Raw genomic sequence first — 24,090 nt, 5'->3', positions numbered from 1 at the left:
GATCCTCCCGGCCAAAACCGGGAGGACACGACTGAGATCGGGAGCTTATTCCGCGTCGGCGCTCGACAGCGTTTCCAGCGTCGGCATGGAGGTGATGTTGTAGCCAGCATCGACAAAATGGATTTCGCCGGTCACGCCGGCCGAGAGATCCGACAGGAGATAGAGCGACGACGAGCCGACCTGATCGATGGTGACCGACTTGCGCAGCGGCGCGTTGCGCTGGTTCCACGACAGGATGGCTCGGGCGTCGGAAATACCGGCGCCGGCAAGCGTACGGATCGGGCCGGCGGAGACGGCGTTGACGCGAATGCCGCGCGGGCCGTAGTCGGCGGCAAGATAGCGCACAGAAGCCTCGAGGGCCGCCTTGGCGACACCCATGACGTTGTAGTTCGGGATCACGCGCGTCGAGCCGTTATAGGTCAGCGTCAGCATGCTGCCGCCTTCGGTCATCAGATCGGCGGCGCGCTTGGCGACCTCGGTGAAGGAGAAGCAGGAAATCACCATGGTGCGGGTGAAATTCTCCCGCGTGGTGTTGGCATAGAGCCCCTTCAGCTCGTTCTTGTCGGAAAAGCCGATGGCATGGACGATGAAGTCCAGCTTGCCCCAGCGCTGCTTGATGGCGTCGAAAACGGAATCGACCGAAGCGAGATCCTCGACGTCGCACGGCAGAAGGAAGTCCGAGCCGACTTCGGCGGCTAGCGGCTTGACGCGCTTGCCGAGTGCTTCGCCCTGAAACGTGAAAGCCAGTTCCGCGCCTTCGGCGGCCAGCGCCTTTGAAATACCCCAGGCAATCGAATGATTGTTTGCGACACCCATGATGAGGCCGCGCTTACCCTGCATAATTCCCGTCATTGCCTTATCCGTTGTAGCGCTGGAATACGAGCGTAGCGTTGGTGCCGCCGAAGCCGAAGGAGTTCGAAAGAGCGATATCGAACTTGGCGTTGTCGATGCGCTTGCGCACGACCGGCACGCCTTCGAATTCCGGATCGAGTTCGGTGATATGGGCGCTTTCCCCGATGAAGCGCTCCTGCATCATCAGGATCGAGTAAATCGATTCCTGCACGCCCGCTGCGCCGAGCGAATGGCCCGTCAGCGACTTGGTCGACTGGATCGGCGGGATCTTGTCGCCGAAGACTTCGCGGATCGCGCCGATTTCCTTGCTGTCGCCCACCGGCGTCGAGGTGCCGTGGGTGTTGATGTAGTCGATATCGCCTTTCACCGTGGCAAGCGCCTGGCGCATACAGCGCACGGCACCCTCACCCGAAGGCGCCACCATGTCGTAACCATCAGAGGTGGCGCCGTAGCCGATGATTTCGGCATAGATCTTGGCGCCGCGAGCCTTGGCGTGCTCCAGCTCTTCCAGAACCAGCACGCCGGCGCCGCCGGCGATAACGAAGCCGTCACGCTTGGCGTCATAGGCACGCGAGGCGGTTTCCGGGTGGTTCTCGTTGAAGTCGGAGGACATGGCGCCCATGGCGTCGAAGAGGTTCGACATGGTCCAGTCGAGATCTTCGTGGCCGCCGGCGAACATCACGTCCTGCTTGCCCCACTGGATCATTTCAGCGGCATTGCCGATGCAGTGCGCCGAGGTCGAGCAGGCCGACGAGATGGAGTAGTTGACGCCGTGGATCTTGAACCAGGTTGCAAGCGTTGCCGAGGCGGTCGACGACATCGACTTCGGCACCGCGAAGGGGCCGATGCGCTTCGGGCTGTTGTTCTTGCGGGTGATGTCGGCCGCCTCGATCAGCGTGCGGGTCGAGGGGCCGCCAGAGCCCATGATGATGCCGGTGCGCTCGTTGGTGATATCGCCTTCCTCGAGGCCGCTATCGGCGATCGCCTGCTTCATGGCGACGTGGTTCCACGCACCGCCCTGCGATAGGAAGCGCATAGCGCGGCGATCCACCAGGTCGGTCGTATCGATCTTCGGCGCGCCCCAGACCTGGCACTTGAAGCCATGCTCGGCGAAATCAGGAGAGAAGGAAATACCGGATTTGGCGTCGCGCAGCGAGGCGGTCACTTCTTGCGCATTGTTTCCAATCGAAGAGACAATACCCAGACCCGTAACAACTACCCGTCTCATGTCGATGACCTTTTCTAAAACATCTGTCTTTTTGGAGGCGGCGATGCCGCGGTTCAGGCAACCTTGTCCTTGGACAGGCCCACGCGCAGGTCCGTCGCCTGATAGATGGTCTCGCCATCGGCCTTCAGCCAGCCGTCGGCGGTGCCAAGGACGAGGCGGCCGCGCATGACGCGCTTGAAGTCGATGCCGTATTCGAGAAGCTTCGTGTCCGGACGAACCATGCCCTTGAACTTCACTTCGCCTGTCGAAAGCGCCATGCCGCGGCCGGGCTCGCCGAGCCAGCCGAGGAAGAAGCCGGTCAGCTGCCACATGCCGTCGAGGCCGAGGCAGCCCGGCATGATGGGGTTACCGGCAAAATGGCAGGGAAAGTACCAATCATCGGGGCGCACGTCGTATTCGGCGCGGATATAGCCCTTGTCGAAGGCCCCGCCCGTTTCGGAAATATCTGTAATGCGATGGACCATCAGCATCGGCGGCAAGGGAAGCTGTGCATTGCCCGGGCCGAACAGCTCGCCGCGGCCACAGGACAGGATTTCCTCATAATTGAAGCTGGATTGTCTCGTCGTCATAAAAATTCCGTTTCCCCCGCATGAATGCCGATGGATGTGAAGCTTTAGTGCAAGATCGACAGAAAATGAAGCGAAAGCATTGGACTCTCATTCATCCGTTCGATCGAACGCATTAGCTCTTATGTGGTGGTCGCATACAGGAACGCCAGAGCCGCTACCAGTGCCAAATGCGGCAAAAGCCCGATTTTTCCGGCTTTTGAGCACCTTCCCACCCCACGGAAACTATTGAAAGCAATCAAGGCAAAAGTTATATGGCTTAGTAAAGAATTATAGAGATCAGGAATCTGGAGTCCCTGGATGGCAGAACATGCCGAAATCGCGATCGAAACCAGGCTGCGTAAAGTGGGCCTAAGGCCGACTAGGCAGCGGATCGCACTGGGAGACCTCCTTTTTGCCAAGGGCGACCGCCATCTGACCGTGGAAGAGCTTCACGAGGAAGCCGTTGCCGCCGGCGTTCCGGTTTCGCTCGCCACCGTCTACAACACACTGCATCAATTTACCGAGGCAGGCCTGATCCGCGTGCTCGCCGTCGAAAGCACCAAGACCTATTTCGACACCAATGTCTCCGATCACCATCACTTTTTCGTGGAAGGCCACAACGAGGTGCTGGATATTCCGATCAGCAACCTGACGATCGACAATCTGCCCGAGCCGCCGCAGGGCATGGAAATCGCCCATGTCGACGTGGTGATCCGCCTGCGGCGCAAGCAGCAGCGCTGAAATAAGCGCCGCGTCAGCTCACCTGCGACAAGATTCTCCGTCACATCACATCGTCCGGATGCCGGCCTGGCTTATGGTGATAGGTCGGGAAGGTCCAGCCGAACCAGAGCGCGCCGCCGCGCACTGCAAAGGCCGCGATCACACCCAGCCCTGCAGAGGCATAAAGCGGCAGCATCGTTGCATTGGCGGCGGTGAAGACGCTGGCGCCGACGAGTGAAGCAGTCACATAGATTTCCGGACGCAGCAACACCGAAGGTTCGTTTGCCAAGAGATCACGTAAAATGCCGCCGAAGGTCGCCGTCAGCGCGCCGGTGACGATAGCGACGGTGGGCGAGCCCGTCGCTGCCATGCCCTTGGCTGCCCCCATCACGCAATAGGCCGACAGCCCCACCGCATCGAGCCAGATGAGCAGCCGATAGCGCGATTCGAAGAGGTGCGCGGTAAAGAAGACCAGCACGCCGACCACGGCACAGATGACGATATAGGTCGGGTTCAGCACCCAGAAGACCGGTACCCGGCCGAGAACGATATCGCGCAGCGTGCCGCCGCCGATGCCGGTGACGGCCGCCAGAAACAGGAAGCCGATCAGATCGAGCTGCTTGCGCGAGGCCGCCAGCGCGCCGGTCGCGGCAAAAAGAGCGACGCCGGCATAATCAAGAAACGAGAGAAGCGACATCGAAAACTCCAGCGGAACGCCCGCGATTTTTCCGAAATGAATCACGACGGCAAGGGCCGCGCAAGCAGGCGCGTGCAAAGATGTCGCAGCGGCTGCGGCTGTTATCGCGACCGTAACGGCGCTTCGAAAAGGAATCCCCCCGTGAAATCCCTGCTGATCTTAATCCTCAACCTCTTCGCTCTCGTGGTCATGCCCGCCGCGGCCGAGGCGCAGCAATCGATCCTGCAGGACCCCGTGGCCTTCGAGAAGGACCATTTCACCAAGAGCTGCGACGGCCAGGTGAGCTTCGGCGACAAATTCGCCACCCAGCAGGACATCAACAACGACAAACTGATGGATATCGTCGTCAATGAAGGTGAGATCACCTGCAAGGGCGAAAAGGGACCCTACTGCACGGACGAAGGCTGCCCCTACAATTTCTATGTCCAGGTGGCCGAAGGCGGCTACCTGATGATCGCCACGGCGAAGATCTACGGCTACGATTTCATCCAGCGCTTCGGCAACATGGTGCTGGTCATGAAGATGCATCCGCGCTTCTGCGACCGCAAGGATGGCGAAGCGGTCTGCGAAATCACCGTCAGGGTGCGCGGCACCAAATTCGTCACCATATCCCAGAAATAGGTTTTACGGCGCGCGCATCGTTAGGGCCTGAATACGCCGTTACGGTCCTGGATACAGGGCGGAGGTGCGGCCGGCGGCGTAATAGCCGACCAGACCGACCCATTCACGCAATCCGGTCGCCAGCAGTTGCGCATTGCGCGAGGGCTGTGTGAAATCGAAGCCGAGACTTTCCTTGCCGGTGCTGCGATAGTCGACCGGCCAGGGCACGACATTCATGCCCTGTTTGCGGAAAATGCCCATCGAGCGCGGCATGTGGAAGCCCGAAGTGATCAGCAGGCACTCCGAAAGCCCGTTCTGCGCCAGCAGCTCCTTCGTATTGACGGCATTCTCGAAGGTGGTGCGCGAGGTCTTGTCCTCGACCATGCGGCTTGTCGGAATGCCAAGCGCGGTGAAGAAACGCTCGGAAATCACGGCATCGCCCTCATAGGTGCCGCCGATCGAGCCGTCGCCGCCCGAGATCACGATGCGCGCCTGCGGGTATTTCTGCGCGAGACGCAGCGCTTCAATCAGGCGATCGCCGGCCGAATCGAGTTCGTAGCCGCCTCGGACCGTCGTCACCTCGTTCTGAGTGGCGCCGCCGAGAACGATCATGCATTTGAGATCGGCGGGATCGGCAGCCGGATGCGGAAAGCGCTCTTCGAGCGTTTGAACGACATAGGCGCCGGCCGTCGTATAAAGCGAGACGAACAGGATCAGCGCCGACAAGAGCGCCGAGGTGATGACGGTTGCTCGCCAGCGCAGCAGAGCGGCGATGAATGCCAACAGGACAAACAAGAAGGCCAGCGACAGCGGCTGACCGAAGATCCAGACAAGTTTCGAAAAAACGAACACGGCACATCCTTACGCTTGTCGGCAAAACGATTCGCTTTACTCCCTAGCAGATTTTTGTGCACTGCAATGTGGCTATTTCGCCCGCCGTGCCAGCGGCGGCGGCGCGAAGCGCTGATTAAAGCGGCGCTGCAGCGGACGGGGGATGAAAAGCGTCGACAGCGCCAGGACAAGTGCGACCATCGACACCAGCCAGAGCGCGTGCGCGCCAAAGGCGCCGGCCAGAAGCGCGCCGATGATGGCGCCTGATATCATGCCGCTCCAGGGCACGATCTGCACCGTCCAGAGAAAATCCCGATCCCCCAGCAGGAAACGACCAAGACCACGCCCGAAGCGCGACAGCGCCCCGGTAACATAGGTGAGGCCGATCGGCAGGCCTTCGATATGCTCGACGGTGGCATTGACCATGCCCATGGCAAGAACCACCAGATAGAACTGCACGAGAACCAGCGACGGCTCCGCAAAACCCGCGGCAGCGGCCAGAAGGATGCTGACGCAGGCAAGCACCACGAAAGCTCGCCGATCCGCGGCATGGGCAATGACGATGCCGAGCGCATTGCCGATGATGAATGTCAGGATGGCCGAGAACAGCACCGCCGCATGACCGAACTCGCCCATTCCGAGGGCAATCGCCGCCCGTGTCGTATTGCCGGTCATGAAGGACACGAAATTGCCCGTCAGCATCAGCCCGACGGCATCGGTCATGCCCGCCAGAAAGGCGATCGAGGCAACGAGCAGAAACCCCGTCACGGTACGGCGGGTCTTGATAAGACGACGGCGGCGCTGTCTGGTCATGGGCGATTCGGGGCGGGTTACGGAGGATGGGAGGTTAGCATGAAGTTGGGGGGATGCGGAGGATTATAGCGCCGGTTTGCAACGGAGGGCGTCTCTCCAAAGCGCGGTTACAATCTCTTTCTGGCAAAGGCGCGACCCGATCCGGATTTGAGATATTTTTCAAATGCGAACGCCTGCGCCTCATCGGAAAAGCCGATGTAGGTTTTGACCGACCACGGCGCATACTTCGATGTATGAGGCACTTCTCTGGCATTGTGCTTCGCCAGGCGAGCTTTCAAGTCTCCAGTCACGCCGATATAGTAACGATCGGGAAAATCATGGCTTTGAAGGATCTAGACGTACTTCATGCACCGCATGATAGCTAATAGCAACGTCGACACAACCGATACATTGTCGACCAGTTGTACAAAAACTATCTTCCAGTTTAGCTCATTGAGTCAGCTTGGATAAAGTCCGCTTTCGTTACTGCGTAACTTCAGCGCGACAGCCTTCGTTTACTGGCTTGCCGAGCCGAAGCTCGGAGAGCGAAGGCTGGTGGAGCTAAGCGGGATCGAACCGCTGACCTCTTGCATGCCATGCAAGCGCTCTCCCAGCTGAGCTATAGCCCCATCAAGATGGTGCCGTTTGACCGGCCCTGGGTCCCTTCCGAGCGCTTCGCCCGTCGGGGTGGCGGCTTATTACTTGTGGTTTTCACAGATAGCAAGCCGAAAAATTCGGCCCGGGAAATTTTTTCTTTCACCGGGCCGATCGTCTTTCAGATCAGACGTCGTCTTCGTCGCCGGTGACGCCGATGATGTCGCTCATGTCGTCATCATCTTCATCTTCGTCGGCTTCAAGGAAGGTATCGTCGTCATCGTCGCCGATTTCGACATCGTCATCGCCGATATCCGGAATGTCGTCGCCGCTTGCAGCCTCGTCGGCATCTTCGAGCGATACCAGTTCGACTTCCGTGTTTTCGGTATCGACTTCGGCCACTTCATCCTCTTCCGGAACTTCCTTGGAAGCGGAGGTTTCTTCGAAGAAGGACAAGGGCCAGGACTTGCCGGTATAGGGCGAGACCACCGGATCCCGGTTCAGGTCATAGAACTTCTTGCCGGTATCGGGATCGGTACGTTTTGTTCCAAGTTCCGCTTTCGCCACTGTCAAAGCCTCATGAATGGCCGAATGAAAATTCGGCAATGCCGGGGAAGCCGGCGTTTTAAGGGAAATATCAGCCGGTCCCCTTAATCGTTGCGGCCGTTTCTGTCAAAGCTAAAGTTCACGCCGCTTTGCATAGGGTTTTAGTATAGTGGTCGGCGGGCCTTTGCCAAAGGGCTATACGAAGCGGGAGGCCGTCGAGGAGATACTCGCCCGGAAAATGCAATGGCCCAGGCACGCTGAGCCATAGAGCGTGGAAAGATGCGCTGCCGGAATTCATCGCAGCCCAGATGAAAGGCATCGCCGGCATCGAAATCGACATCGAGACGATTGACGGCAAATGGAAGGTGAGCCAGAACCGGCCGCTGGCTGACCGACAGGGCGTCGCCGAAGGCCTTTCGGCGATCGATCGCACGGCGTTGGCGGAAATGGCCGGACTGGTGCGTCGCTACAGCAAACAACGAGAGACCGGTTAGGGACGGAAAAGACATGATCATCGCCATCGACGGACCAGCGGCCGCCGGCAAGGGAACTCTGGCACGCCGGATCGCCGAAGCCTATGGCTATCATCATCTCGACACCGGCCTCACCTATCGCGCCACGGCCAAGGCGCTGCTCGATGCCGGGCTGCCGCTCGACGACGAAGCGATTGCCGAAGGCATGGCGCGCAAGGTCGATCTCGCCGGGCTCGACCGGGCCGTTCTGTCCAGACATGAGATCGGCGAGGCCGCCTCGAAGATCGCAGTCATGCCGACCGTGCGCACCGCATTGCGCGAGATGCAGCAAAAATTTGCGCAGAAGGAGCCCGGCGCCGTGCTGGACGGCCGCGATATCGGCACCGTCGTCTGCCCGGGCGCACCGGTAAAGCTCTATGTGACGGCCTCGGCCGAAGTGCGGGCGAAGCGGCGCTACGAGGAGATTGTCGAAGCCGGCGGCAGCGCCGATTACGACGCCATTTTCGAGGACGTGAAACGGCGCGACGAGCGCGATATGGGACGCACCGACAGCCCTTTGAAACCAGCTGAAGACGCGCACTTGCTAGATACCTCAGAAATGAGTATAGAAGCGGCGTTTCAGACGGCGAAATCGATCATCGACGCCGCTCTGAGCCGAAATGCCTGAAAATTTGAGCGGCCTTCGCGCGCCTCGCGCCGGAAACCGCCGATTTCAAGATAGCCTGACATTCCGTCCAAGCGCCGGATAGCTTCCCGAAGGGAGGCGGACTGGGGTCAGGCCTGTTCAACGCGAACCACCGGCGCATCAGTGTCCAGATTGCATGATCGGGACACGCCAGGAGATTTTATGTCTGTAACTTCCCCCTCTCGCGAAGATTTCGCGGCCCTTCTCGAAGAATCCTTTGCCAAGAACGATCTGGCTGAAGGCTATGTCACCAAGGGCATCATCACCGCCATCGAAAAGGATGTCGCCGTTGTAGACGTCGGCCTCAAGGTCGAAGGCCGCATCGCGCTGAAGGAATTCGGTGCACGCGCCAAGGACGGCACGCTCAAGGTTGGCGATGAAGTCGAAGTCTACGTCGAGCGTATCGAAAACGCGCTTGGCGAAGCCGTTCTGTCGCGCGAAAAGGCTCGCCGCGAAGAAAGTTGGATCAAGCTCGAAGTCAAGTTCGAAGCTGGCGAGCGCGTCGAAGGCGTCATCTTCAACCAGGTCAAGGGCGGCTTCACCGTCGATCTGGATGGCGCTATCGCCTTCCTGCCGCGTTCGCAGGTCGACATCCGTCCGATCCGTGACGTTACCCCGCTGATGCACAACCCGCAGCCCTTCGAAATCCTCAAGATGGACAAGCGTCGCGGCAACATCGTCGTTTCGCGTCGTACGGTTCTGGAAGAGTCACGTGCCGAGCAGCGTTCTGAAATCGTTCAGAACCTCGAAGAAGGCCAGGTTGTTGACGGCGTCGTCAAGAACATCACCGATTACGGTGCGTTCGTTGACCTCGGCGGCATCGACGGCCTGCTGCACGTCACCGACATGGCATGGCGCCGTGTGAACCATCCGTCGGAAATCTTGTCCATCGGCCAACAGGTCAAGGTACAGATCATCCGCATCAACCAGGAAACCCACCGCATCTCGCTCGGCATGAAGCAGCTCGAGAGCGATCCGTGGGATGGCATCCAGGCCAAGTATCCGGAAGGCAAGAAGATCTCCGGTACCGTCACGAACATCACCGACTACGGTGCGTTCGTTGAGCTGGAGCCGGGCATCGAAGGCCTCATCCACATCTCGGAAATGTCCTGGACCAAGAAGAACGTTCACCCCGGCAAGATCCTGTCCACGAGCCAGGAAGTCGAAGTCGTCGTTCTCGAAGTCGATCCGACCAAGCGTCGTATCTCTCTCGGCCTGAAGCAGACGCTGGAAAACCCGTGGGCAGCATTCGCCCGCAACCATCCGGCTGGCACCGAAGTCGAAGGCGAAGTCAAGAACAAGACCGAATTCGGCCTGTTCATCGGCCTCGACGGCGATGTGGACGGCATGGTTCACCTCTCCGACCTCGACTGGAACCGTCCGGGCGAGCAGGTCATCGAAGAGTACAACAAGGGTGACGTCGTCAAGGCTGTCGTTCTCGACGTCGACGTCGAGAAGGAACGCATCTCGCTCGGCATCAAGCAGCTCGGCAAGGACGCAGTCGGCGAAGCAGCAGCTTCCGGCGACCTGCGCAAGAATGCAGTCGTTTCCTGCGAAGTCATCGCAGTCAACGACGGCGGCATCGAAGTGAAGCTCGTCAACCACGAAGACATCACCTCGTTCATCCGCCGCGCCGATCTGTCGCGTGACCGTGACGAGCAGCGCCCGGAGCGTTTCTCGGTTGGTCAGATTGTCGACGCTCGCGTCACCAACTTCTCCAAGAAGGACCGCAAGATCATGCTGTCCATCAAGGCTCTGGAAATCGCGGAAGAGAAGGAAGCCGTTGCTCAGTTCGGTTCGTCCGACTCGGGCGCTTCGCTCGGCGACATCCTGGGTGCGGCTCTGAAGAACCGCAACGCCGAATAATCTTCGGTAGAAGCCTGGAAACAAAAGACCCGCCGGAGCGATCCGGCGGGTTTTTCTTTGTCCACCATGCGGTGCCCGTGCCGCCTGTCTGTTGCGAGCCGGCTATTCCCAGGCGACCATGCGCCGGTAGAAATCGAAGGCGTGGTCGTGCAGAGGGTCGCGCAGAGGCTGCGGCAAGGCAACGAGCTCCGGCCTGACGCTATCATCCCTCGCGGAGGCCGGGCCAGCTTCCGCTTCGTCAGATGCCTCGCCCTCTGACTTTGTCGATGCTTCCTCCGCATCGGCATGCTCTTCATCCTGACCTTGCCGGCTCTCCTCGTCCTGAGCTTGTCCGCCCTCCTCATCGCCGACGGGATCGACGCGATTGAGCAATTTCGATTCGCTGTTCTTGGCGGGGGCGTCTGCCGGCAGATAATTCGCCACGACGAAGGGAACGCCGAGCGGCAGAGGTGCCGGCATTGCCGTCTGCTCCGCAGCCTCATACACCGCCATCGGCGTTACAGCCGACGTCTGCAACATCGGCTTGCCGGAAGCGATGGCAAGAACGTCGGATGCTTCGGGTCCTTCCGCCAGTGACACCGGCATGGCCGCCGCCGCGACCGGACTCTTGAGGCCTTCTTTGACGGCCGGCGGCTGCGCGGATGAGGCTTGCGCGGCAGCATTGCCGGTCAGTGCCTGGGCGATGATCTTCTCGACGGAAGAGGAGGGATTGTTGATGATCTGAAGAAGATCGGAACTGGTCGCCATCGCGGGCGCGCTAATGACGACCTGCAAGCCCTGTTTGATGTCGGCTTCTATCTGCTGGATATCGCGCGGCACCGGCAGCGGCGCTAGCGGCGACCGGATCAGCGCGACTTCGGTCGGTAGTTCGGCTTCGGTGGCGATCGCCGTCAGCAGTACGCTCGCGGTCAAATCATCGACAAGAGAAGCGAGCTCGGAAGGCTGGGCAATGACGGCCGCAGGGGCAGCGGCACCGCTACCGGCAGGCGCGGCTTGCGGGGCGGCGACAGTAGCGTTTTGCGCAACTGTCTGTGCTTGAGCCGTCTGGGCAGCAGCCGGCGCGGATTGAGATTGTACGGGAATGCCCGATTGTGGCGCCGGCTGCGCCGCAGGTGCCGGCTGTGCAACAGACTGAGCCGGCGGTGGTGTGGCCGGCGCAGGCGCAGATGCGGGCATAGCGGAGGCCGGTTCTTCTGCGGCAGCTGCAAGTGCCGTCGCCTGGGCGGCCAGATCGGCCACCTTCTGCAGCGGAGCCGATGTCGGTCCCTGCGCAGCCGGCGTTTCCACTTTGCCGGCATTCTGCCCATAGGAATTGACGACCGCCTTCAGAACGGCGTCCGGCTCGGTGACCGACGCCTGCTCCAGGCTGAGAGCCAGCTGCGCCGCCTGCGCGCTTTCCGGATCCTGCAATGCCGCTGCGAGAAGCGGCAAGGATACCGGCGTCCTCATCTGGGCATCCATTCGCTGCTGCGCGGCGGCAAGTTGCGGCGGCGTCAGACTGCGGATTGCGGCGGCAACACGTTGCGCATAGGCGGTATTGCTCTCGCCCGGCTCACGAGAAACATTCACCACCTTGCTGGCGGCATCGATCGCGGAAAGCAGGCTGTCGAGCATGCGTTCGCGGGCCGCGACCAGCAGCATGTTCAGCTTTCCCTCGACGCTGGCATTGACGGTACTCGACAGAACGGCGAGCGGCGTTGCCGTCGTCTGAAGCCCGGAGGTCTCGGCCGTCGCGACAATCGGCTTCTCAACGGACACACCCACAGCGGACACGACACCAACGGGAAGCAACATGACATGCTCCTTTGTCTGGCAAGACGACGATGGAAGCGGGAAGCAGGTTCAATTGAGGTCCGCTCATGCGGCCTGTGGATTTCCTAGCGCCGGATGACCGAACTGACGAGGCGCGAACGCGCAGAACTGGAGATCATCCGCAAAATAGCAGTCGAATCCTTAACAGATCCCTAAATAAAAGGGCCAATGCCACTTCCGCGACACTGGCCCCTGGATTTCGCGCTGCAAGCGAAGCAATCAGCTATGCGCGAAGATATCCGCCTCTTCCCAGCCAAGGAGGTCGAGCTTGGCGCGCGTCGGCAGGAAGGCGAAACAGTCATCCGCATAGTCCATGCGGCCATCGCGCAGCAGGCGTTGCGTCAGCTTCTCGCGCAGCGCATGCAGATAAAGCACGTCGGAGGCGGCGTATTCGAGCTGCGCCGGGGACAGCGTTTCCGCCGCCCAGTCGGACGATTGCTGCGCCTTGGAGATATCTACCTCGAGCATTTCCTTGAGATTGTCCTTCAGGCCGTGACGGTCGGTATAGGTACGACAGAGGCGCGAGGCGATCTTGGTACAGAAGACAGGTGTCGTGGTGACGCCGAAGGTGTGAAACAGCACCGCGATGTCGAAGCGACCATAGTGAAAGATCTTCTGATGCGTCGGGTCGGCCAGCATGGCGACGAGATTGGGGGCCTGCTTCTGGCCAGCCGCAATGCGGATGATGTCAGCCGTGCCGTCGCCGGGCGAAAGCTGCACGAGGCAAAGTCGGTCACGGCGTGGAACGAGGCCGAGAGTTTCGGTGTCGATGGCAATGGCGCCGGTGTAGCGGGCGGCATCCTCAGTGGAAATATCGCCTTCGTGATAACGGATGGTGGCAGCCATGAGATTCTCCCGGCTCTGTCGTTCTGAATTCGCTTTTCGTCCGTTCTATAGAACGGAGAGGATGAGAACCATACCGGCACCGCTCAAAATGTCGGCGGCGTATTGATCCAGAGCAATATGGTCTCACCATCATGCCGGTTGCGCCAGGAATGATAACGGCGGCTTTCGAAATAAAGGGAATCGCCGGGCAGAAGATCGAAGAACTGGTCGCTGTCGAGCACCAGCTCCAGGCGACCGGCGAGAACATGGATGAACTCCTCGCCCTCGTGGCGATAGGCACCCTCGCTCGTCGCACCAGGTGCGAGTACGAAGCGATGGCAGTCCATCATCGTCCGTCCTTCGGCGAGAAGCTGGACAGTGACGCCCGGCGTCGTTGCCGGCCAGGCACGCCATTCGCCGGATCGGACGAGCGCGGAAGCATCCTCCCGTTCCTCGCCGGACAGGCGCGATACCGTCGTGCCATAATAATCAGCCAGATCATGCAGGGTCTTGAAGCTGACGCCTTGCGAGGTGCGTTCCAGGGTCGACAGCGTCGACGACGTCATGCCCATGTCGACGGCGACCTGGTCCAGCGTCTTGCCGGCGGCATGGCGCAGCGACCGGAGCCTACGGCCGATATCGGAGGAGGCCGGTTGCTCGCCATTTTCCAATCCGGCAGTCCCCTCCTCCGTCTCGAGCGCTTCGCGAATCGCTGCAGGATTGAGGCCACGTTCGGCGCGGAACCATGCAATACGCTTCAGTCGCGCCACATCCTCGGCGCTGAACTGGCGGTGTCCGGTCTCGGAGCGGGAGGGAACCACAAGGCCCTGGCTTTCCCATAGCCGCAGCGTGGAGGCCGACACGCCGGCAAGACGCGCCGCTTCAGCCACCTTATAGCGCACCGGATATCGCTCCGGCTCGATACTGCTCATTCGCCAAGATCCTGATTGTCGTTTTTCGATCCGTTTAGCACGGATGAAGCGACTTAGCGCGCCTTAAAGGAAAGCGGCAACCTCCTGCCAGCCTTCGGCTCATTCTTGTCTCCCAAACAAAATCCCGCTTGAAATCCTACAGGAAAAATGTAGGGGTTTTGTAAATAACTTGCAGAACTTCTGCAAGATAATTCAAAAACGCCTTGTGGGAGCCACTGCAATGACCTTGACCGAGCGGAAGAACGCCGCCATTTCTCGCGGCGTCGGCATGACGACGCAGATCTATGCCGACCGCGCCGAAAATGCGGAGATCTGGGACAAGGAAGGCAATCGCTATATCGATTTTGCTTCCGGCATTGCGGTGGTGAATACAGGCCATCGCCATCCCCGCGTGATTGCCGCCGTCAAGGAACAGCTCGACCGCTTTACGCATACCTGCCATCAGGTCGTACCCTATGAGAGCTATGTGCATCTGGCCGAGCGGCTGAACGCGATCGTTCCCGGCGATTTCGCCAAGAAGACGATCTTCGTGACGACTGGTGCCGAAGCGGTCGAAAATGCCGTCAAGATCGCCCGCGCCGCCACCGGCCGCTCCGCCATTATCGCCTTTGGCGGCGGCTTCCACGGCCGTACCTTCATGGGCATGGCGCTGACCGGCAAGGTCGCCCCCTATAAGATCGGCTTCGGCCCGATGCCGGGCGATGTTTTCCATGCACCCTTCCCGGTGCCGCTGCACGGCATCAGTGTCGAGCAGTCGCTGGCAACACTGAAGAAGCTGTTTGCCGCCGATGTCGATTCACAGCGTGTGGCCGCGATCATCCTCGAGCCCGTGCAGGGCGAAGGCGGCTTCTGTCCCGCGCCGGCGGCCTTCATGAAGGCACTGCGCGAGATTTGCGACCAGCACGGCATTCTCCTGATCGCCGACGAGGTGCAGACCGGCTTTGCGCGCACCGGCAAGATGTTCGCGATGGACCACCATGAGGTGGCCGCCGATCTCGTCACCATGGCAAAGAGCCTTGCCGGCGGCTTCCCGCTCGCCGCCGTCACCGGCCGCGCCGAAATCATGGATGCACCGGCACCGGGCGGCCTTGGCGGCACCTATGGCGGCAATCCGCTTGGCATCGCCGCTGCCCATGCCGTACTCGACGTCATCGCCGACGAGGGTCTTTGCGACCGCGCCAACCAGCTCGGCTCGCGCCTGAAGCAGCGGCTGGAATCGCTGCGCGACAAGGTGCCTGAAATCGTCGACATTCGCGGCCCCGGCTTCATGAATGCGGTTGAATTCAACGACGCGACGACGAAGCTGCCGAGCGCGGATTTCGCCAACAAGGTGCGGCTGATCGCGCTCGACAAGGGGCTGATTCTTTTGACCTGCGGCGTCTATGGCAACGTCATCCGCTTCCTGTCGCCGATCACTATTCAGGATGGCGTGTTCAGCGAAGCGCTCGATATCCTCGAGGCATCGCTATTGGAGGCAAGCGCCTCCCATTAACAGGCGCGCCAACGTATTTTCCTTTATTTGCCGGCGCGAACTGCCGGGCAAACCCTGTCGGAGTGCAGACCATGTCCTTTACGACCGCAATAACCAAGCATGTTCCCTTCTCCTCGCGCCTCCTGCGCGCTTCCGGCTATATCAATGGCGCATGGACTGCCGGCGGCGCGACGAAGATATTCGATGTCATCAACCCCGCGACCGGCGAAGTGCTGGCCTCGCTGCCCGATATGGGTGCTGCCGAGACAACGGCTGCCATCGATGCTGCTTATGCCGCGCAGGTCGCCTGGGCTGCCCGTCCGGCCAAGGAACGAGCCGCGATCCTGCGCAAATGGTTCGATCTGATGGTTGCCAACGCCGACGAGCTGGCGGCGATCCTGACCGCCGAAATGGGCAAGCCGCTGCCGGAAGCCAGAGGCGAGATTCTCTACGCCGCTTCCTATGTCGAATGGTATGCGGAAGAGGCCAAGCGCATCTACGGCGAAACCATCCCCGCGCCCTCCAATGACAAGCGCATGGTCGTCATCAAGCAGCCGGTCGGCGTCGTCGGCACGATCACACCCTGGAATTTCCCGGCGGCCATGATCGCCCGCAAGATCGCGCCGGCGCTGGCCGTCGGCTGCACCGTGGTCTCGAAGCCCGCCGAACAGACGCCGCTGACGGCGATCGCGCTTGCCGTGCTTGCCGAGGAGGCAGGCATTCCCCCAGGCGTCCTCAACATCATCGTCGGCATCGATGGCCCGGCGATCGGCCGCGAACTTTGCGGCAATGCGAAGGTGCGCAAGATCAGCTTCACCGGCTCGACGGAAGTCGGCCGCATCCTGATGCGCCAGTGCGCCGACCAGATCAAGAAGGTCAGCCTCGAGCTCGGCGGCAATGCGCCCTTCATCGTTTTCGACGACGCCGATCTCGATGCCGCCGTCGAAGGCGCAATGGCTTCGAAATATCGCAATGCCGGGCAGACCTGCGTCTGCGCCAACCGCATCTATGTGCAATCCAATGTCTATGACGCCTTTGCCGCCAAGGTCGCCGCCAAGGTGGCCGAGCTTTCTGTCGGCGACGGCTTCAAGCCAGGTGTAACTGTTGGGCCGCTGATCGACGAACAGGGTGTCGCCAAGGCTGAAGACCATGTTCGGGATGCCGTTTCGAAGGGCGCGCGCGTCGTGACGGGCGGCAAGCGCATCGAAGGCGCCGGCACCTTCTTTGCGCCAACGATCCTGACAGGCGTCGACCGTAGCATGAAGGTCGCACGCGAAGAAACGTTCGGTCCTGTTGCGCCGCTCTTCCGCTTCGACACCGTCGAGGATGTCATCGCCCAGGCAAACGATACCGAATTCGGCCTTGCGGCCTATTTCTTCGCCGGCGACCTCAAGAAGGTCTGGCGGGTGGCCGAGGCGCTGGAATATGGCATGGTCGGCATCAATACCGGCCTGATGTCGTCGGAAACGGCACCTTTCGGCGGCATCAAGCAATCCGGCCTCGGACGCGAAGGCTCGCGCCACGGCGCCGACGACTATCTGGAAATGAAGTATCTCTGCATCGGCAACCTGTAGCCGGCTATCAGGTTGAGGTGATATGAATGCGGCCCTGCCACAGGCGGGCCGCGCTCAGCCGGTCGGTGTAAAAGGCGCCGGTATCGAGATTGAGCCTGAGACCATTGACTTCGGCCCGTTGGACTGGCGTGTGGCCGTGGATGATCAGCTTCGGCAGCGGCTGCGCGCTGTCGTAGAAACGCGAGCGGATGAAGACCAGGTCATCGTCTTGCTGGTCGGCAATCGACCGGTCGGGATCGATGCCGGCATGAACGAACAGCGCCTTGGGCGTGTCCAGCAGGATCGGCAGGCTACGCAGGAAATTAACGTGATCGTCGGGCAGCCAGGTTCGAATGAACGTATCGAGCTTCTTCCGCTTGGGATATAATTGCTGCAAACGAGGGATATCCACGCCATAGGAGGCGAGCGTCGCATCCCCGCCGAGCGCCACCCAATCCTCAAGCGATATCTCTCCGTCGACATAGGAAAGCATCTCCATCTCATGATTGCCGGTCAGGCAGATGCGGTCGAAACCGTTCGGCGGCGGCGCCATCAGCCGGCTGACGACCTGCGCCGAGGCAGGACCGCGATCGATGAAATCCCCCAGCATGATGATGAGCTTTCGGCCGGGAAATCCCGCCGCGTCGGCAAAGATCTTGCGCTCCAGCGCGCTCAGGAGATCGTAACGCCCGTGGACATCGCCGATGACGTAGGTGGGCATGTCGAGGTGTTCGAGCCATTCCCGGCGTCGACGATGGCCGAAGCCATTGGTCATTTTTTCGCGTATCCTGGACGCCGCCATGAAACTGCCTTTCGAGCGCACACCCCGGAACGCCTCAACTGTGTCTGCAAAAAGAACTCAAAAGCGACGATTCTTTGCCAGAAAGGCGGAAATTATCGCTGGTGACGGTTCTGGCAGCAGGACCGAACCTGCAGCACCAACCCGCCTTGCGGCAAAGCGTCCCGAACGGCACCTTTATGCATGGAGAAAGTTGACAGTGCGTATCCGCAATCTTATCGCGCTACCCACGCTGGCGCGAGACCTTCCGCCGTCGACCCTGGAAACCCAGATATTGGGGCCTCGGCACGAGGGCTGCCGCCTCAAATTGGAACGTCCCATTCATGGCGACTGTAAACTTATCGTGAAGCCCTGATGGATACGACGACAGCGCTCCAACTCTGCCGCTTTCTGCATGATGCATCCCTGATGCTTCTATGGGGCGCATGCGCCTATCTCTCTCTCCTCGTACCAAGAGCACTTGCCGACACCGTTTGGCGCATGATTGCAAAACCGTTTGTGCTGATTGTCATGGTTGCGGCTTTAACGGCACTGGCCGCACTGCCGGTGACGACGGCGAATATCGGCAGCGGCTGGAGCGATGCGCTCGATGCCGGCATGATCCATGAAGTGGTTTTCGAAACAACGGTCGGGCTCGCCTGGCAGGCGCAGATGCTGGCGGCCATCGTGATGATTTGCGCCTTGCTGCCGCCACAGAACTGGCGCCGCCACAGGCTGGCCCTGGGCGCCAGCATTGGCCTTGCCTCTCTGTCATTGACTGGGCATGCCTCGATGCTGGAGGGATGGTTGCAGCAGGTGCACCGGGCCAATGATATCCTGCACGTGCTTGCCGGCGGCGGCTGGCTGGGGGCGCTGGTGCCGCTGATCCCAATCCTCAAGCTTCTCGGCCAGCCGGAATATAGGGCGGAAGCGCAATTCGCGCTGCGCCGGTTCTCCAATGCCGGTCACGTTGCAGTCGCACTGGTCATTCTCTCCGGCATCGTCAGCACGCTACTGGTCCTGAAACGCCTGCCAACGGACTGGTCTTCGCCGTATCAGAAGTTGCTTGCCATCAAGATCGCCCTGGTTGCCATCATGACGGTGCTGGCCATTATCAACCGCTACGTCTTCGTTCCCTGGATCGGCCGCAAGCCGGGCCGGGCGCTGCTGGCCCTCCGGCTCGGAAGTATCTCCGAGATCGTGATCGGCATTATCGTCATCGCGCTGGTTGCCGTCTTTGGCATGATGGAGCCAGTCTAGCCGCGGAGCGATTTCACGACCGACCGAACGGCCGCCGGATCTTGTGTCGTCGGCTTGTATTCCAGGCCCACCCTGCCGCGATAGCCTTGGGCGTACAGCCAATCCAGCCGTTCCGCCAGATCGATATGGCCTGTGCCGGGATCGTTGCGGCCGGGATGATCGGCAACATGGAGATGGACGATGCGGTCGATGCGATCGCAGATCACCTGCTGCGTGTCCTCGCCCATGACGGCCGAATGATAGAGATCGTAGACGATACCCACTTCCGGGCGGCCGACCTCGTCGACAATATCGAGGCCCTCCGCCGTCGAAGACAGGTAGTAGCCGGCATGGTCTATCTTCGTGTTCAACGGCTCAAGGCCGAGCCGGACGCCGGACCCTTCGAGAATGTCAGCACCGGCACGAAGGGTAGCGACGATGGCCGCGCGCTGCTCGGCGCGGGAAAATTCTGCCAGTTCATCGCCGGCCTGCGCGATCAGAACTGGCGCGCCGAGGCGCTGGGCGACAGCAACGGACTCCCGCAGTCCCTTCAGCCAAATTTCTTTGTTTGCCGGATTCGTCAACGCGATCATAGGCTCCGCCACCATGCCGGACACCCCGATGCCGGTTTCGGCGACGGCAGCTGCAATTGCGTCCAGATCCTTGTTCGTCCAGTGCCAGAACTCGACCGCGTCGAGTCCCGCCGCCTGTGCAAGCCGGATACGATCCGCAAAAGCATCGCCATCGCGCGCAAACAACCACTCGATACAGGCCGAAAACTGTCGCATGAGATCCTCTTCCCTCGATTTGGTCAGGAGCAATGCGCGAGATCATGCGCAACCGCAAGCTTCTCTAGCGATGATATTGCTGTGGCAGCCGCGGCATCGACGGTTTGATGGCCTCTAACTTCACCGCAGAGAGCACGCGCATATCACGGCGGAAATCGGAAGGCGACATCCCGGCAATATGGCGGAAGGACTTGTTGAAAGCGCTGATCGAACCGAAGCCGCTATCCATGGCGACCTGCAGCACATTGGCGCCGTCGCGCATCAGCATCGCCTGCGCCCGCGAAAGGCGCAGCAGGTTCACATATTTGGCCAGCGTCATGCCGGTGGATTTCTTGAAAAGATTCATCGCGTATTTTGGATGCAAGTGTGCCGCCTTGGCGATGTCAACCGTATCGATGTCATGCAGAAAATTATCGGCGATGAAATCACACATGCGCGCCAGGCTGCGCGAGGATTGCGGATGAGCCTGGTCATTGGCCGCATTTCCAGTCTTTTCCGGAACCATGCGATAGGGCTCGAAAGCGATGCGCTCCAAACGCAGCAGGAGTTCCGCGACGGCATGTTCCGCCTTGGCGCCGTCGCCGGACATGACATAGCGGTGCCATCGGGCGAAGTTCTCGTCATCGGCGGCATCGGTCGCCGAGCTTATCAATGCCTGCCCACGAATAAGACGGCCGGAGATATCAAGCGGCAGCCGCAAGCGGAAAAAATGCACGAGCGGCAGATGCGCGCCTGCATAGATCGAATCGTCGGACAGTTCGTCCAGCTGGTGCGGCTGGCCGCCCCAGAAAAGACAGATCTCACCGGCTCGCAAAGTAAGCTCGTGATCGCCTATGCGGTAGTGCACGGTCCCGCGGACAATGTAATTGACTTCCACCTGTGCGTGCCAATGCGGCTTTGCCATCGGCAACGGCTGGTTATGAAACATCTGCAGGACGTTTGGGAGCCCTTCGACACTGCTCGCACCCGGCTGATAAACTGCCCGTTGACCCACCTTACTTTTCGCCAAGTCGATGTTCCCTTTTTAGGAGACAGAAGCGTACCGGCGGATAGTTTAAGCGTGTTCTACTGAGGACGGCAATTGAAAAGGGAGGATTTTCAATGCGTTTAAAACTTGCTGGAGCGACGGCACTTGCTGCCCTGCTTGCTTCCGGTTCTGCCTTTGCTGAGCAAACCACCATTACCGTATGGAGCTGGAACATCGCCGCATCGGCGCTGAAATCGACGGTCGAGGGATTCAATAAGAAAAACCCTGACATCAAGGTCGAGGTTCAAGACATCGGCAACCCAGGGGTCTTCGACAAGATGCTGGCTGCCTGCGCTGCCGGCGGCGATGGGCTGCCTGACGTCATGTCGATCGAAAACCACAAAGCTTCGATCTTCTGGAACCGCTTTCCAGACTGCCTGACCGATCTCACGAAGCTCGGCTACAAGGATGAGCTGAAGAAGCAGTTCCCGGAATTCAAGCGCGCCGAGCTTGAGGTCGGCGATGCCGCCTATGCGATGCCGTGGGATTCCGGTCCGGTCACCATGTTCTATCGCCGCGACATGTATGAAAAAGCAGGCGTCGATCCGGCAACCATCAAGACCTGGGACGATTTCATTGCCGCCGGCAAGAAGATCTCCGCCGCCAATCCGGGCGTGATCATGACGCAGGCCGATCTCAACGGCGACACCGAATGGTTCCGCATGCTCGCCAACGAACAGGGCTGTGGGTATTTTTCAGGTGACAGCCAGAGCATCACCGTCAACCAGCCCGGCTGCGTCAAGGCATTGGAGAAGGTAAAGGAAATCAACGACGCGGGCCTGATGAGCGCCGCGAACTGGAACGAGAAAATCCAGGCGAACACGGCAAGCAAGGTGGCGTCGCAGCTCTATGGCGGCTGGTATGAAGGCACTATCCGCTCCACCTCGCCGGACCTTGCCGGCAAATGGGGCGTCTACCCGATGCCGAGCATGACGGCCGACGGCCCGCACGCAGCCAATCTCGGCGGCTCGTCGCTCGCAATCGCCAGCGGATCCAAGCACAAGGAAGCCGCCTGGAAGTTTCTCGAATACACACTTGGCACCAATGAGGGCCAGGTGACCATGCTGAAATCCTTCGGCCTCGTGCCGTCGCTGCTGACAGCGGTCCAAGATCCTTTCGTCAATCAGCCGCAGCCCTATTGGGGCGGGCAAAAGGTCTGGGCCGATATTCTCGCCACCTTGCCGAAAATCAACCCGAGCCCAGGCACCCAGTATTTCAGTGATGCCGATGAGGTCATAAAGGCTGTCCAGACGAAATATCTCGCTGGCGGCTATCCGAATGGCAAGGCCGCGCTCGACGATGCAGCCCAGCAGATCGCTTCGGCGACAGGTCTGCCGCTCGCGAAATGAGTGACACTACCGGGCGTGCCTCCCAAGCCGCGCCCGGCATCCCCGCCGCCCTAGAATCAAAGAAGTAGCGCGTGACGTCGTCCGAAAACCGCCTACACTTTTCGGCGTCACGCTCTAGGAGCGGCGGGGATGTGATGTCACGCATCATTTTCCTGCGCTAAAGGAGAAGGCTTTCATGCGGTTGCGAAACCGGAGCGCCTATGCGTTCCTTGCACCCTATCTTCTGGTATTCGCCGCTTTCTGGGTCTGGCCGATCATCGATTCGTTCCTGATATCGTTCCAGAATACACGGGTTAATCCCTGGACCTTCAATCTGTCGCTCAATTGGGGGCGGCTGTTTGGCGACCCGGCATTCTACAATGCGCTTGAAAACACGCTGATCATCCTGATCGTTCAGGTGCCGGTCATGATAACGCTCGCCACCGTCATGGCGGTGCTGCTGAATTCGCCGTTGTTGAAGGCGCGTGGCATTTTTCGCTTTGCTTTCTTCGCGCCCGTGGTTGTCGGAGAAGTGGCCTATGCTGCCGTCTTCCGCCTGATGTTCAATGTCGACTTCGGCATCATCAACAAGCTGCTCGGCGGCGTGGGCATAGCGCCGGTGTCGTGGTTTGCCGACTCGCATGCCGCAATGGTACTCATCGTTATCGCCGTCACCTGGCGGTGGGCGGGTTACAACGCCATCATCATCCTTTCCGGGCTGCAATCGATCCCAGAGGATGTTTACGAGGCCGCGACCCTCGACCGCGTCAGCCGCTTCAAGCAGTTCATCCACATCACCCTGCCACTCCTGAAGCCGATCATCCTCTTCTGCGTCGTCCTGTCCGTCATCGGCACCATGCAGCTCTTCACCGAACCATATCTGATCACCAATAGAGGAGGCCCCGGCGGCGGGACGGAAACGCTCGGCCTGCTGCTCTATCGCCAGGCTTTCCAGTCCACCAACTTCGGCTACGCCTCAGCGATCGCCTATACGATGGCGGCGCTTGCGGTGGCCATCTCTCTTCTCAATCTCTGGGTGGGGCGCGAACCGAAATGAAATCAAAGTCCAAATCCACTCTGATCCGCTCCATCGCCTTGCACGGCCTGCTGGCGCCGCTCGCCATCATCTGGCTGTTTCCGATCTGGATGATGTTCGTCTTCTCGACCATGCCCGATTACGGCATTTTCAGCCCCGGCATCGTCCTGACACCGTCGACTGGTTTCATGGATAACTTCCGGAACCTGCAGGCCGACACCAACTTCGTCGGCGCGATGACGATCTCCATCGTCGTTGCCGTCGTCTATACCTGCCTGTCTGTGCTGCTGACATCGATGGCCGGATGGGCGCTGGCGCGCTACCAGTTCGCCGGTCGTTCGGGCGTCATCGGCATCATCCTCGGCACGATCACGCTGCCCTACTCCGTCGTCATCATCCCGCAATTCATCATGGTGGCGCGCGATTTCGGGCTGGCGAACACGTGGGTAGCGCTGATCGTGCCGCCGCTCTTCAACTCGCTCGGCGTCCTCTTCATGCGTCAGGCCTTCTCGATGATGCCGGGCGAACTCTTTGACGCCGCCCGCGTCGAGGGCGTCAAGGAATGGCAGATCTTCCTGCGCATCGCCCTGCCGCTGGCGCGGCCGACGATGGCAGCGCTCGCCATTATCCTGTTCCTGGCTTCCTGGAACAATTATCTCTGGCCGTTGCTCATCAACTCCCGGCCGGGAATGATGACCGCGCCCGTGGCGCTCGGAACGCTGATCGGCCTCACCAGGGTCTCCTGGGGCGGCATCATGGCCGGTGCCGTGATGCTGACGGCGCCGATCCTCATCATCTTCGTTCTCCTGCAACGCCACTTCATCGCCGGCATTGCCGCCGGCGCAATCAAATAATTCCGGGAGACCCGT

The 24,090-nt window shown here is 60.3% G+C and carries 24 protein-coding genes, 1 tRNA gene and 1 pseudogene; 11 read left to right on the top strand and 15 right to left on the bottom strand.

From position 1 onward, the window contains the following. Positions 1–45 precede the first annotated feature (45 nt). The 3 genes from fabI to fabA are packed head-to-tail and all read right to left on the bottom strand — an operon-like array spanning position 46 to position 2,649. Positions 46–852, bottom strand: a complete 807-nt coding sequence (gene fabI, locus ACK83U_RS17165) for an enoyl-ACP reductase FabI (RefSeq protein WP_112609797.1) — start codon at positions 850–852, stop codon at positions 46–48. Positions 853–856: 4 nt separating this feature from the next. Then, positions 857–2,080, bottom strand: coding sequence for a beta-ketoacyl-ACP synthase I (gene fabB / locus ACK83U_RS17160; RefSeq protein ID WP_092720354.1), 1,224 nt, complete (start codon positions 2,078–2,080; stop codon positions 857–859). Between the two features lie 53 nt (positions 2,081–2,133). Then, on the bottom strand, positions 2,134–2,649 hold the full coding sequence (fabA, locus tag ACK83U_RS17155; RefSeq protein WP_015338264.1) for a 3-hydroxyacyl-[acyl-carrier-protein] dehydratase FabA: 516 nt from the start codon (positions 2,647–2,649) through the stop codon (positions 2,134–2,136). Between the two features lie 297 nt (positions 2,650–2,946). Between fabA and irrA the strand changes: the two genes are divergently transcribed. Beyond that, complete coding sequence (gene irrA / locus ACK83U_RS17150) at positions 2,947–3,369, top strand: iron response transcriptional regulator IrrA (protein WP_112609795.1); 423 nt, start codon at positions 2,947–2,949, stop codon at positions 3,367–3,369. Between the two features lie 40 nt (positions 3,370–3,409). On the opposite strand, the gene ACK83U_RS17145 is transcribed toward irrA, so the two are convergent. After that, positions 3,410–4,045, bottom strand: a complete 636-nt coding sequence (locus ACK83U_RS17145; protein ID WP_112609863.1) for a trimeric intracellular cation channel family protein — start codon at positions 4,043–4,045, stop codon at positions 3,410–3,412. A 141-nt stretch (positions 4,046–4,186) separates the two neighbouring features. Between ACK83U_RS17145 and ACK83U_RS17140 the strand changes: the two genes are divergently transcribed. Continuing rightward, complete coding sequence (locus ACK83U_RS17140) at positions 4,187–4,666, top strand: hypothetical protein (RefSeq protein ID WP_112338880.1); 480 nt, start codon at positions 4,187–4,189, stop codon at positions 4,664–4,666. A 39-nt stretch (positions 4,667–4,705) separates the two neighbouring features. On the opposite strand, the gene ACK83U_RS17135 is transcribed toward ACK83U_RS17140, so the two are convergent. The 5 genes from ACK83U_RS17135 to ACK83U_RS17115 all read right to left on the bottom strand — a co-directional run bounded on the left by ACK83U_RS17135 (position 4,706) and on the right by ACK83U_RS17115 (position 7,429). After that, positions 4,706–5,497 carry a YdcF family protein gene (locus ACK83U_RS17135; protein WP_112412257.1) on the bottom strand — a complete coding sequence of 264 codons (792 nt, stop codon included), beginning with the start codon at positions 5,495–5,497 and terminating at the stop codon, positions 4,706–4,708. 72 nt (positions 5,498–5,569) lie between these two features. Next, entirely contained in the window at positions 5,570–6,289 is a 720-nt protein-coding gene (locus ACK83U_RS17130; RefSeq protein ID WP_112420144.1) for a YoaK family protein, read from the bottom strand. A gap of 107 nt (positions 6,290–6,396) precedes the next feature. Beyond that, entirely contained in the window at positions 6,397–6,621 is a 225-nt protein-coding gene (locus tag ACK83U_RS17125; protein WP_412474865.1) for a GIY-YIG nuclease family protein, read from the bottom strand. Between the two features lie 200 nt (positions 6,622–6,821). Beyond that, positions 6,822–6,897: transfer RNA gene (locus ACK83U_RS17120), tRNA-Ala, on the bottom strand. 151 nt (positions 6,898–7,048) lie between these two features. Further along, a complete protein-coding gene (locus ACK83U_RS17115; RefSeq protein ID WP_015338257.1) occupies positions 7,049–7,429 on the bottom strand; it encodes a TIGR02300 family protein in 381 nt (126 codons plus the stop codon). Between the two features lie 248 nt (positions 7,430–7,677). Here ACK83U_RS17115 and ACK83U_RS17110 point away from each other — a divergent pair. From ACK83U_RS17110 to rpsA, 3 genes and pseudogenes are all read left to right on the top strand, one after another. Beyond that, positions 7,678–7,902, top strand: a pseudogene (locus tag ACK83U_RS17110) (FMN-binding negative transcriptional regulator); the annotation flags it as partial. 13 nt (positions 7,903–7,915) lie between these two features. Further along, positions 7,916–8,548, top strand: a complete 633-nt coding sequence (gene cmk, locus ACK83U_RS17105; RefSeq protein ID WP_112609793.1) for a (d)CMP kinase — start codon at positions 7,916–7,918, stop codon at positions 8,546–8,548. 180 nt (positions 8,549–8,728) lie between these two features. Continuing rightward, positions 8,729–10,432 carry a 30S ribosomal protein S1 gene (rpsA, locus tag ACK83U_RS17100; RefSeq protein ID WP_112338876.1) on the top strand — a complete coding sequence of 568 codons (1,704 nt, stop codon included), beginning with the start codon at positions 8,729–8,731 and terminating at the stop codon, positions 10,430–10,432. A 102-nt stretch (positions 10,433–10,534) separates the two neighbouring features. Here rpsA and ACK83U_RS17095 read toward each other — a convergent pair whose 3' ends face one another. From ACK83U_RS17095 to ACK83U_RS17085, 3 genes are all read right to left on the bottom strand, one after another. After that, positions 10,535–12,226: a hypothetical protein gene (locus tag ACK83U_RS17095; RefSeq protein WP_112609791.1), complete on the bottom strand. Its 1,692-nt coding sequence runs from the start codon at positions 12,224–12,226 to the stop codon at positions 10,535–10,537. 237 nt (positions 12,227–12,463) lie between these two features. Further along, entirely contained in the window at positions 12,464–13,090 is a 627-nt protein-coding gene (locus ACK83U_RS17090; RefSeq protein ID WP_112398639.1) for a ribonuclease D, read from the bottom strand. Between the two features lie 83 nt (positions 13,091–13,173). Next, positions 13,174–14,001: a MerR family transcriptional regulator gene (locus ACK83U_RS17085; protein ID WP_112609789.1), complete on the bottom strand. Its 828-nt coding sequence runs from the start codon at positions 13,999–14,001 to the stop codon at positions 13,174–13,176. Between the two features lie 220 nt (positions 14,002–14,221). On the opposite strand from ACK83U_RS17085, the gene ACK83U_RS17080 reads away from it, so the two are divergent. Beyond that, on the top strand, positions 14,222–15,493 hold the full coding sequence (locus tag ACK83U_RS17080) for a 4-aminobutyrate--2-oxoglutarate transaminase (protein ID WP_112609787.1): 1,272 nt from the start codon (positions 14,222–14,224) through the stop codon (positions 15,491–15,493). Between the two features lie 71 nt (positions 15,494–15,564). After that, positions 15,565–17,046 carry an NAD-dependent succinate-semialdehyde dehydrogenase gene (locus ACK83U_RS17075; protein ID WP_112609785.1) on the top strand — a complete coding sequence of 494 codons (1,482 nt, stop codon included), beginning with the start codon at positions 15,565–15,567 and terminating at the stop codon, positions 17,044–17,046. A gap of 7 nt (positions 17,047–17,053) precedes the next feature. On the opposite strand, the gene ACK83U_RS17070 is transcribed toward ACK83U_RS17075, so the two are convergent. Then, entirely contained in the window at positions 17,054–17,827 is a 774-nt protein-coding gene (locus tag ACK83U_RS17070; RefSeq protein ID WP_112609783.1) for a metallophosphoesterase family protein, read from the bottom strand. Positions 17,828–18,178: 351 nt separating this feature from the next. On the opposite strand from ACK83U_RS17070, the gene copD reads away from it, so the two are divergent. Further along, positions 18,179–19,063: a copper homeostasis membrane protein CopD gene (gene copD / locus ACK83U_RS17065; RefSeq protein WP_112609781.1), complete on the top strand. Its 885-nt coding sequence runs from the start codon at positions 18,179–18,181 to the stop codon at positions 19,061–19,063. Here the strand turns inward: copD and ACK83U_RS17060 are convergent. Together ACK83U_RS17060 and ACK83U_RS17055 are read right to left on the bottom strand one after the other, a co-directional pair. After that, positions 19,060–19,830 (bottom strand): TIM barrel protein, encoded by a 771-nt coding sequence (locus ACK83U_RS17060; protein WP_112609779.1) that lies wholly within the window; start codon positions 19,828–19,830, stop codon positions 19,060–19,062. The genes copD and ACK83U_RS17060 overlap by 4 nt on opposite strands. 64 nt (positions 19,831–19,894) lie before the next feature. After that, positions 19,895–20,845: a helix-turn-helix domain-containing protein gene (locus ACK83U_RS17055; RefSeq protein WP_412474864.1), complete on the bottom strand. Its 951-nt coding sequence runs from the start codon at positions 20,843–20,845 to the stop codon at positions 19,895–19,897. 86 nt (positions 20,846–20,931) lie between these two features. Here ACK83U_RS17055 and ACK83U_RS17050 point away from each other — a divergent pair, with 86 nt between their 5' ends. From ACK83U_RS17050 to ACK83U_RS17040, 3 genes are all read left to right on the top strand, one after another. Then, positions 20,932–22,206: an ABC transporter substrate-binding protein gene (locus ACK83U_RS17050; RefSeq protein WP_112609775.1), complete on the top strand. Its 1,275-nt coding sequence runs from the start codon at positions 20,932–20,934 to the stop codon at positions 22,204–22,206. Between the two features lie 175 nt (positions 22,207–22,381). Beyond that, positions 22,382–23,242, top strand: coding sequence for a carbohydrate ABC transporter permease (locus ACK83U_RS17045; RefSeq protein ID WP_112338865.1), 861 nt, complete (start codon positions 22,382–22,384; stop codon positions 23,240–23,242). Beyond that, positions 23,239–24,075, top strand: coding sequence for a carbohydrate ABC transporter permease (locus ACK83U_RS17040; protein WP_015338242.1), 837 nt, complete (start codon positions 23,239–23,241; stop codon positions 24,073–24,075). Before ACK83U_RS17045 ends, ACK83U_RS17040 begins: the two co-directional genes overlap by 4 nt. Positions 24,076–24,090: the final 15 nt, after the last annotated feature.

This window comes from Rhizobium sp. WW22, assembly GCF_047041135.1.
In the GTDB taxonomy this organism is placed as follows: Bacteria; Pseudomonadota; Alphaproteobacteria; order Rhizobiales; family Rhizobiaceae; genus Rhizobium.
Note: the sequence above shows the minus strand (reverse complement) of the source record. Positions and strands in the feature narration are given on the sequence as shown.

Bases quoted from the DNA above. Each gene is read 5' to 3' on its own strand.
- fabI (WP_112609797.1), bottom strand. From the start codon at position 852: ATGACGGGAATTATGCAGGGTAAGCGCGGCCTCATCATGGGTGTCGCA.
- fabB (WP_092720354.1), bottom strand. From the start codon at position 2,080: ATGAGACGGGTAGTTGTTACGGGTCTGGGTATTGTCTCTTCGATTGGA.
- fabA (WP_015338264.1), bottom strand. From the start codon at position 2,649: ATGACGACGAGACAATCCAGCTTCAATTATGAGGAAATCCTGTCCTGT.
- irrA (WP_112609795.1), top strand. From the start codon at position 2,947: ATGGCAGAACATGCCGAAATCGCGATCGAAACCAGGCTGCGTAAAGTG.
- ACK83U_RS17145 (WP_112609863.1), bottom strand. From the start codon at position 4,045: ATGTCGCTTCTCTCGTTTCTTGATTATGCCGGCGTCGCTCTTTTTGCC.
- ACK83U_RS17130 (WP_112420144.1), bottom strand. From the start codon at position 6,289: ATGACCAGACAGCGCCGCCGTCGTCTTATCAAGACCCGCCGTACCGTG.
- cmk (WP_112609793.1), top strand. From the start codon at position 7,916: ATGATCATCGCCATCGACGGACCAGCGGCCGCCGGCAAGGGAACTCTG.
- rpsA (WP_112338876.1), top strand. From the start codon at position 8,729: ATGTCTGTAACTTCCCCCTCTCGCGAAGATTTCGCGGCCCTTCTCGAA.
- ACK83U_RS17095 (WP_112609791.1), bottom strand. From the start codon at position 12,226: ATGTTGCTTCCCGTTGGTGTCGTGTCCGCTGTGGGTGTGTCCGTTGAG.
- ACK83U_RS17090 (WP_112398639.1), bottom strand. From the start codon at position 13,090: ATGGCTGCCACCATCCGTTATCACGAAGGCGATATTTCCACTGAGGAT.
- ACK83U_RS17085 (WP_112609789.1), bottom strand. From the start codon at position 14,001: ATGAGCAGTATCGAGCCGGAGCGATATCCGGTGCGCTATAAGGTGGCT.
- ACK83U_RS17080 (WP_112609787.1), top strand. From the start codon at position 14,222: ATGACCTTGACCGAGCGGAAGAACGCCGCCATTTCTCGCGGCGTCGGC.
- ACK83U_RS17075 (WP_112609785.1), top strand. From the start codon at position 15,565: ATGTCCTTTACGACCGCAATAACCAAGCATGTTCCCTTCTCCTCGCGC.
- ACK83U_RS17070 (WP_112609783.1), bottom strand. From the start codon at position 17,827: ATGGCGGCGTCCAGGATACGCGAAAAAATGACCAATGGCTTCGGCCAT.
- copD (WP_112609781.1), top strand. From the start codon at position 18,179: ATGGATACGACGACAGCGCTCCAACTCTGCCGCTTTCTGCATGATGCA.
- ACK83U_RS17060 (WP_112609779.1), bottom strand. From the start codon at position 19,830: ATGCGACAGTTTTCGGCCTGTATCGAGTGGTTGTTTGCGCGCGATGGC.
- ACK83U_RS17050 (WP_112609775.1), top strand. From the start codon at position 20,932: ATGCGTTTAAAACTTGCTGGAGCGACGGCACTTGCTGCCCTGCTTGCT.
- ACK83U_RS17045 (WP_112338865.1), top strand. From the start codon at position 22,382: ATGCGGTTGCGAAACCGGAGCGCCTATGCGTTCCTTGCACCCTATCTT.
- ACK83U_RS17040 (WP_015338242.1), top strand. From the start codon at position 23,239: ATGAAATCAAAGTCCAAATCCACTCTGATCCGCTCCATCGCCTTGCAC.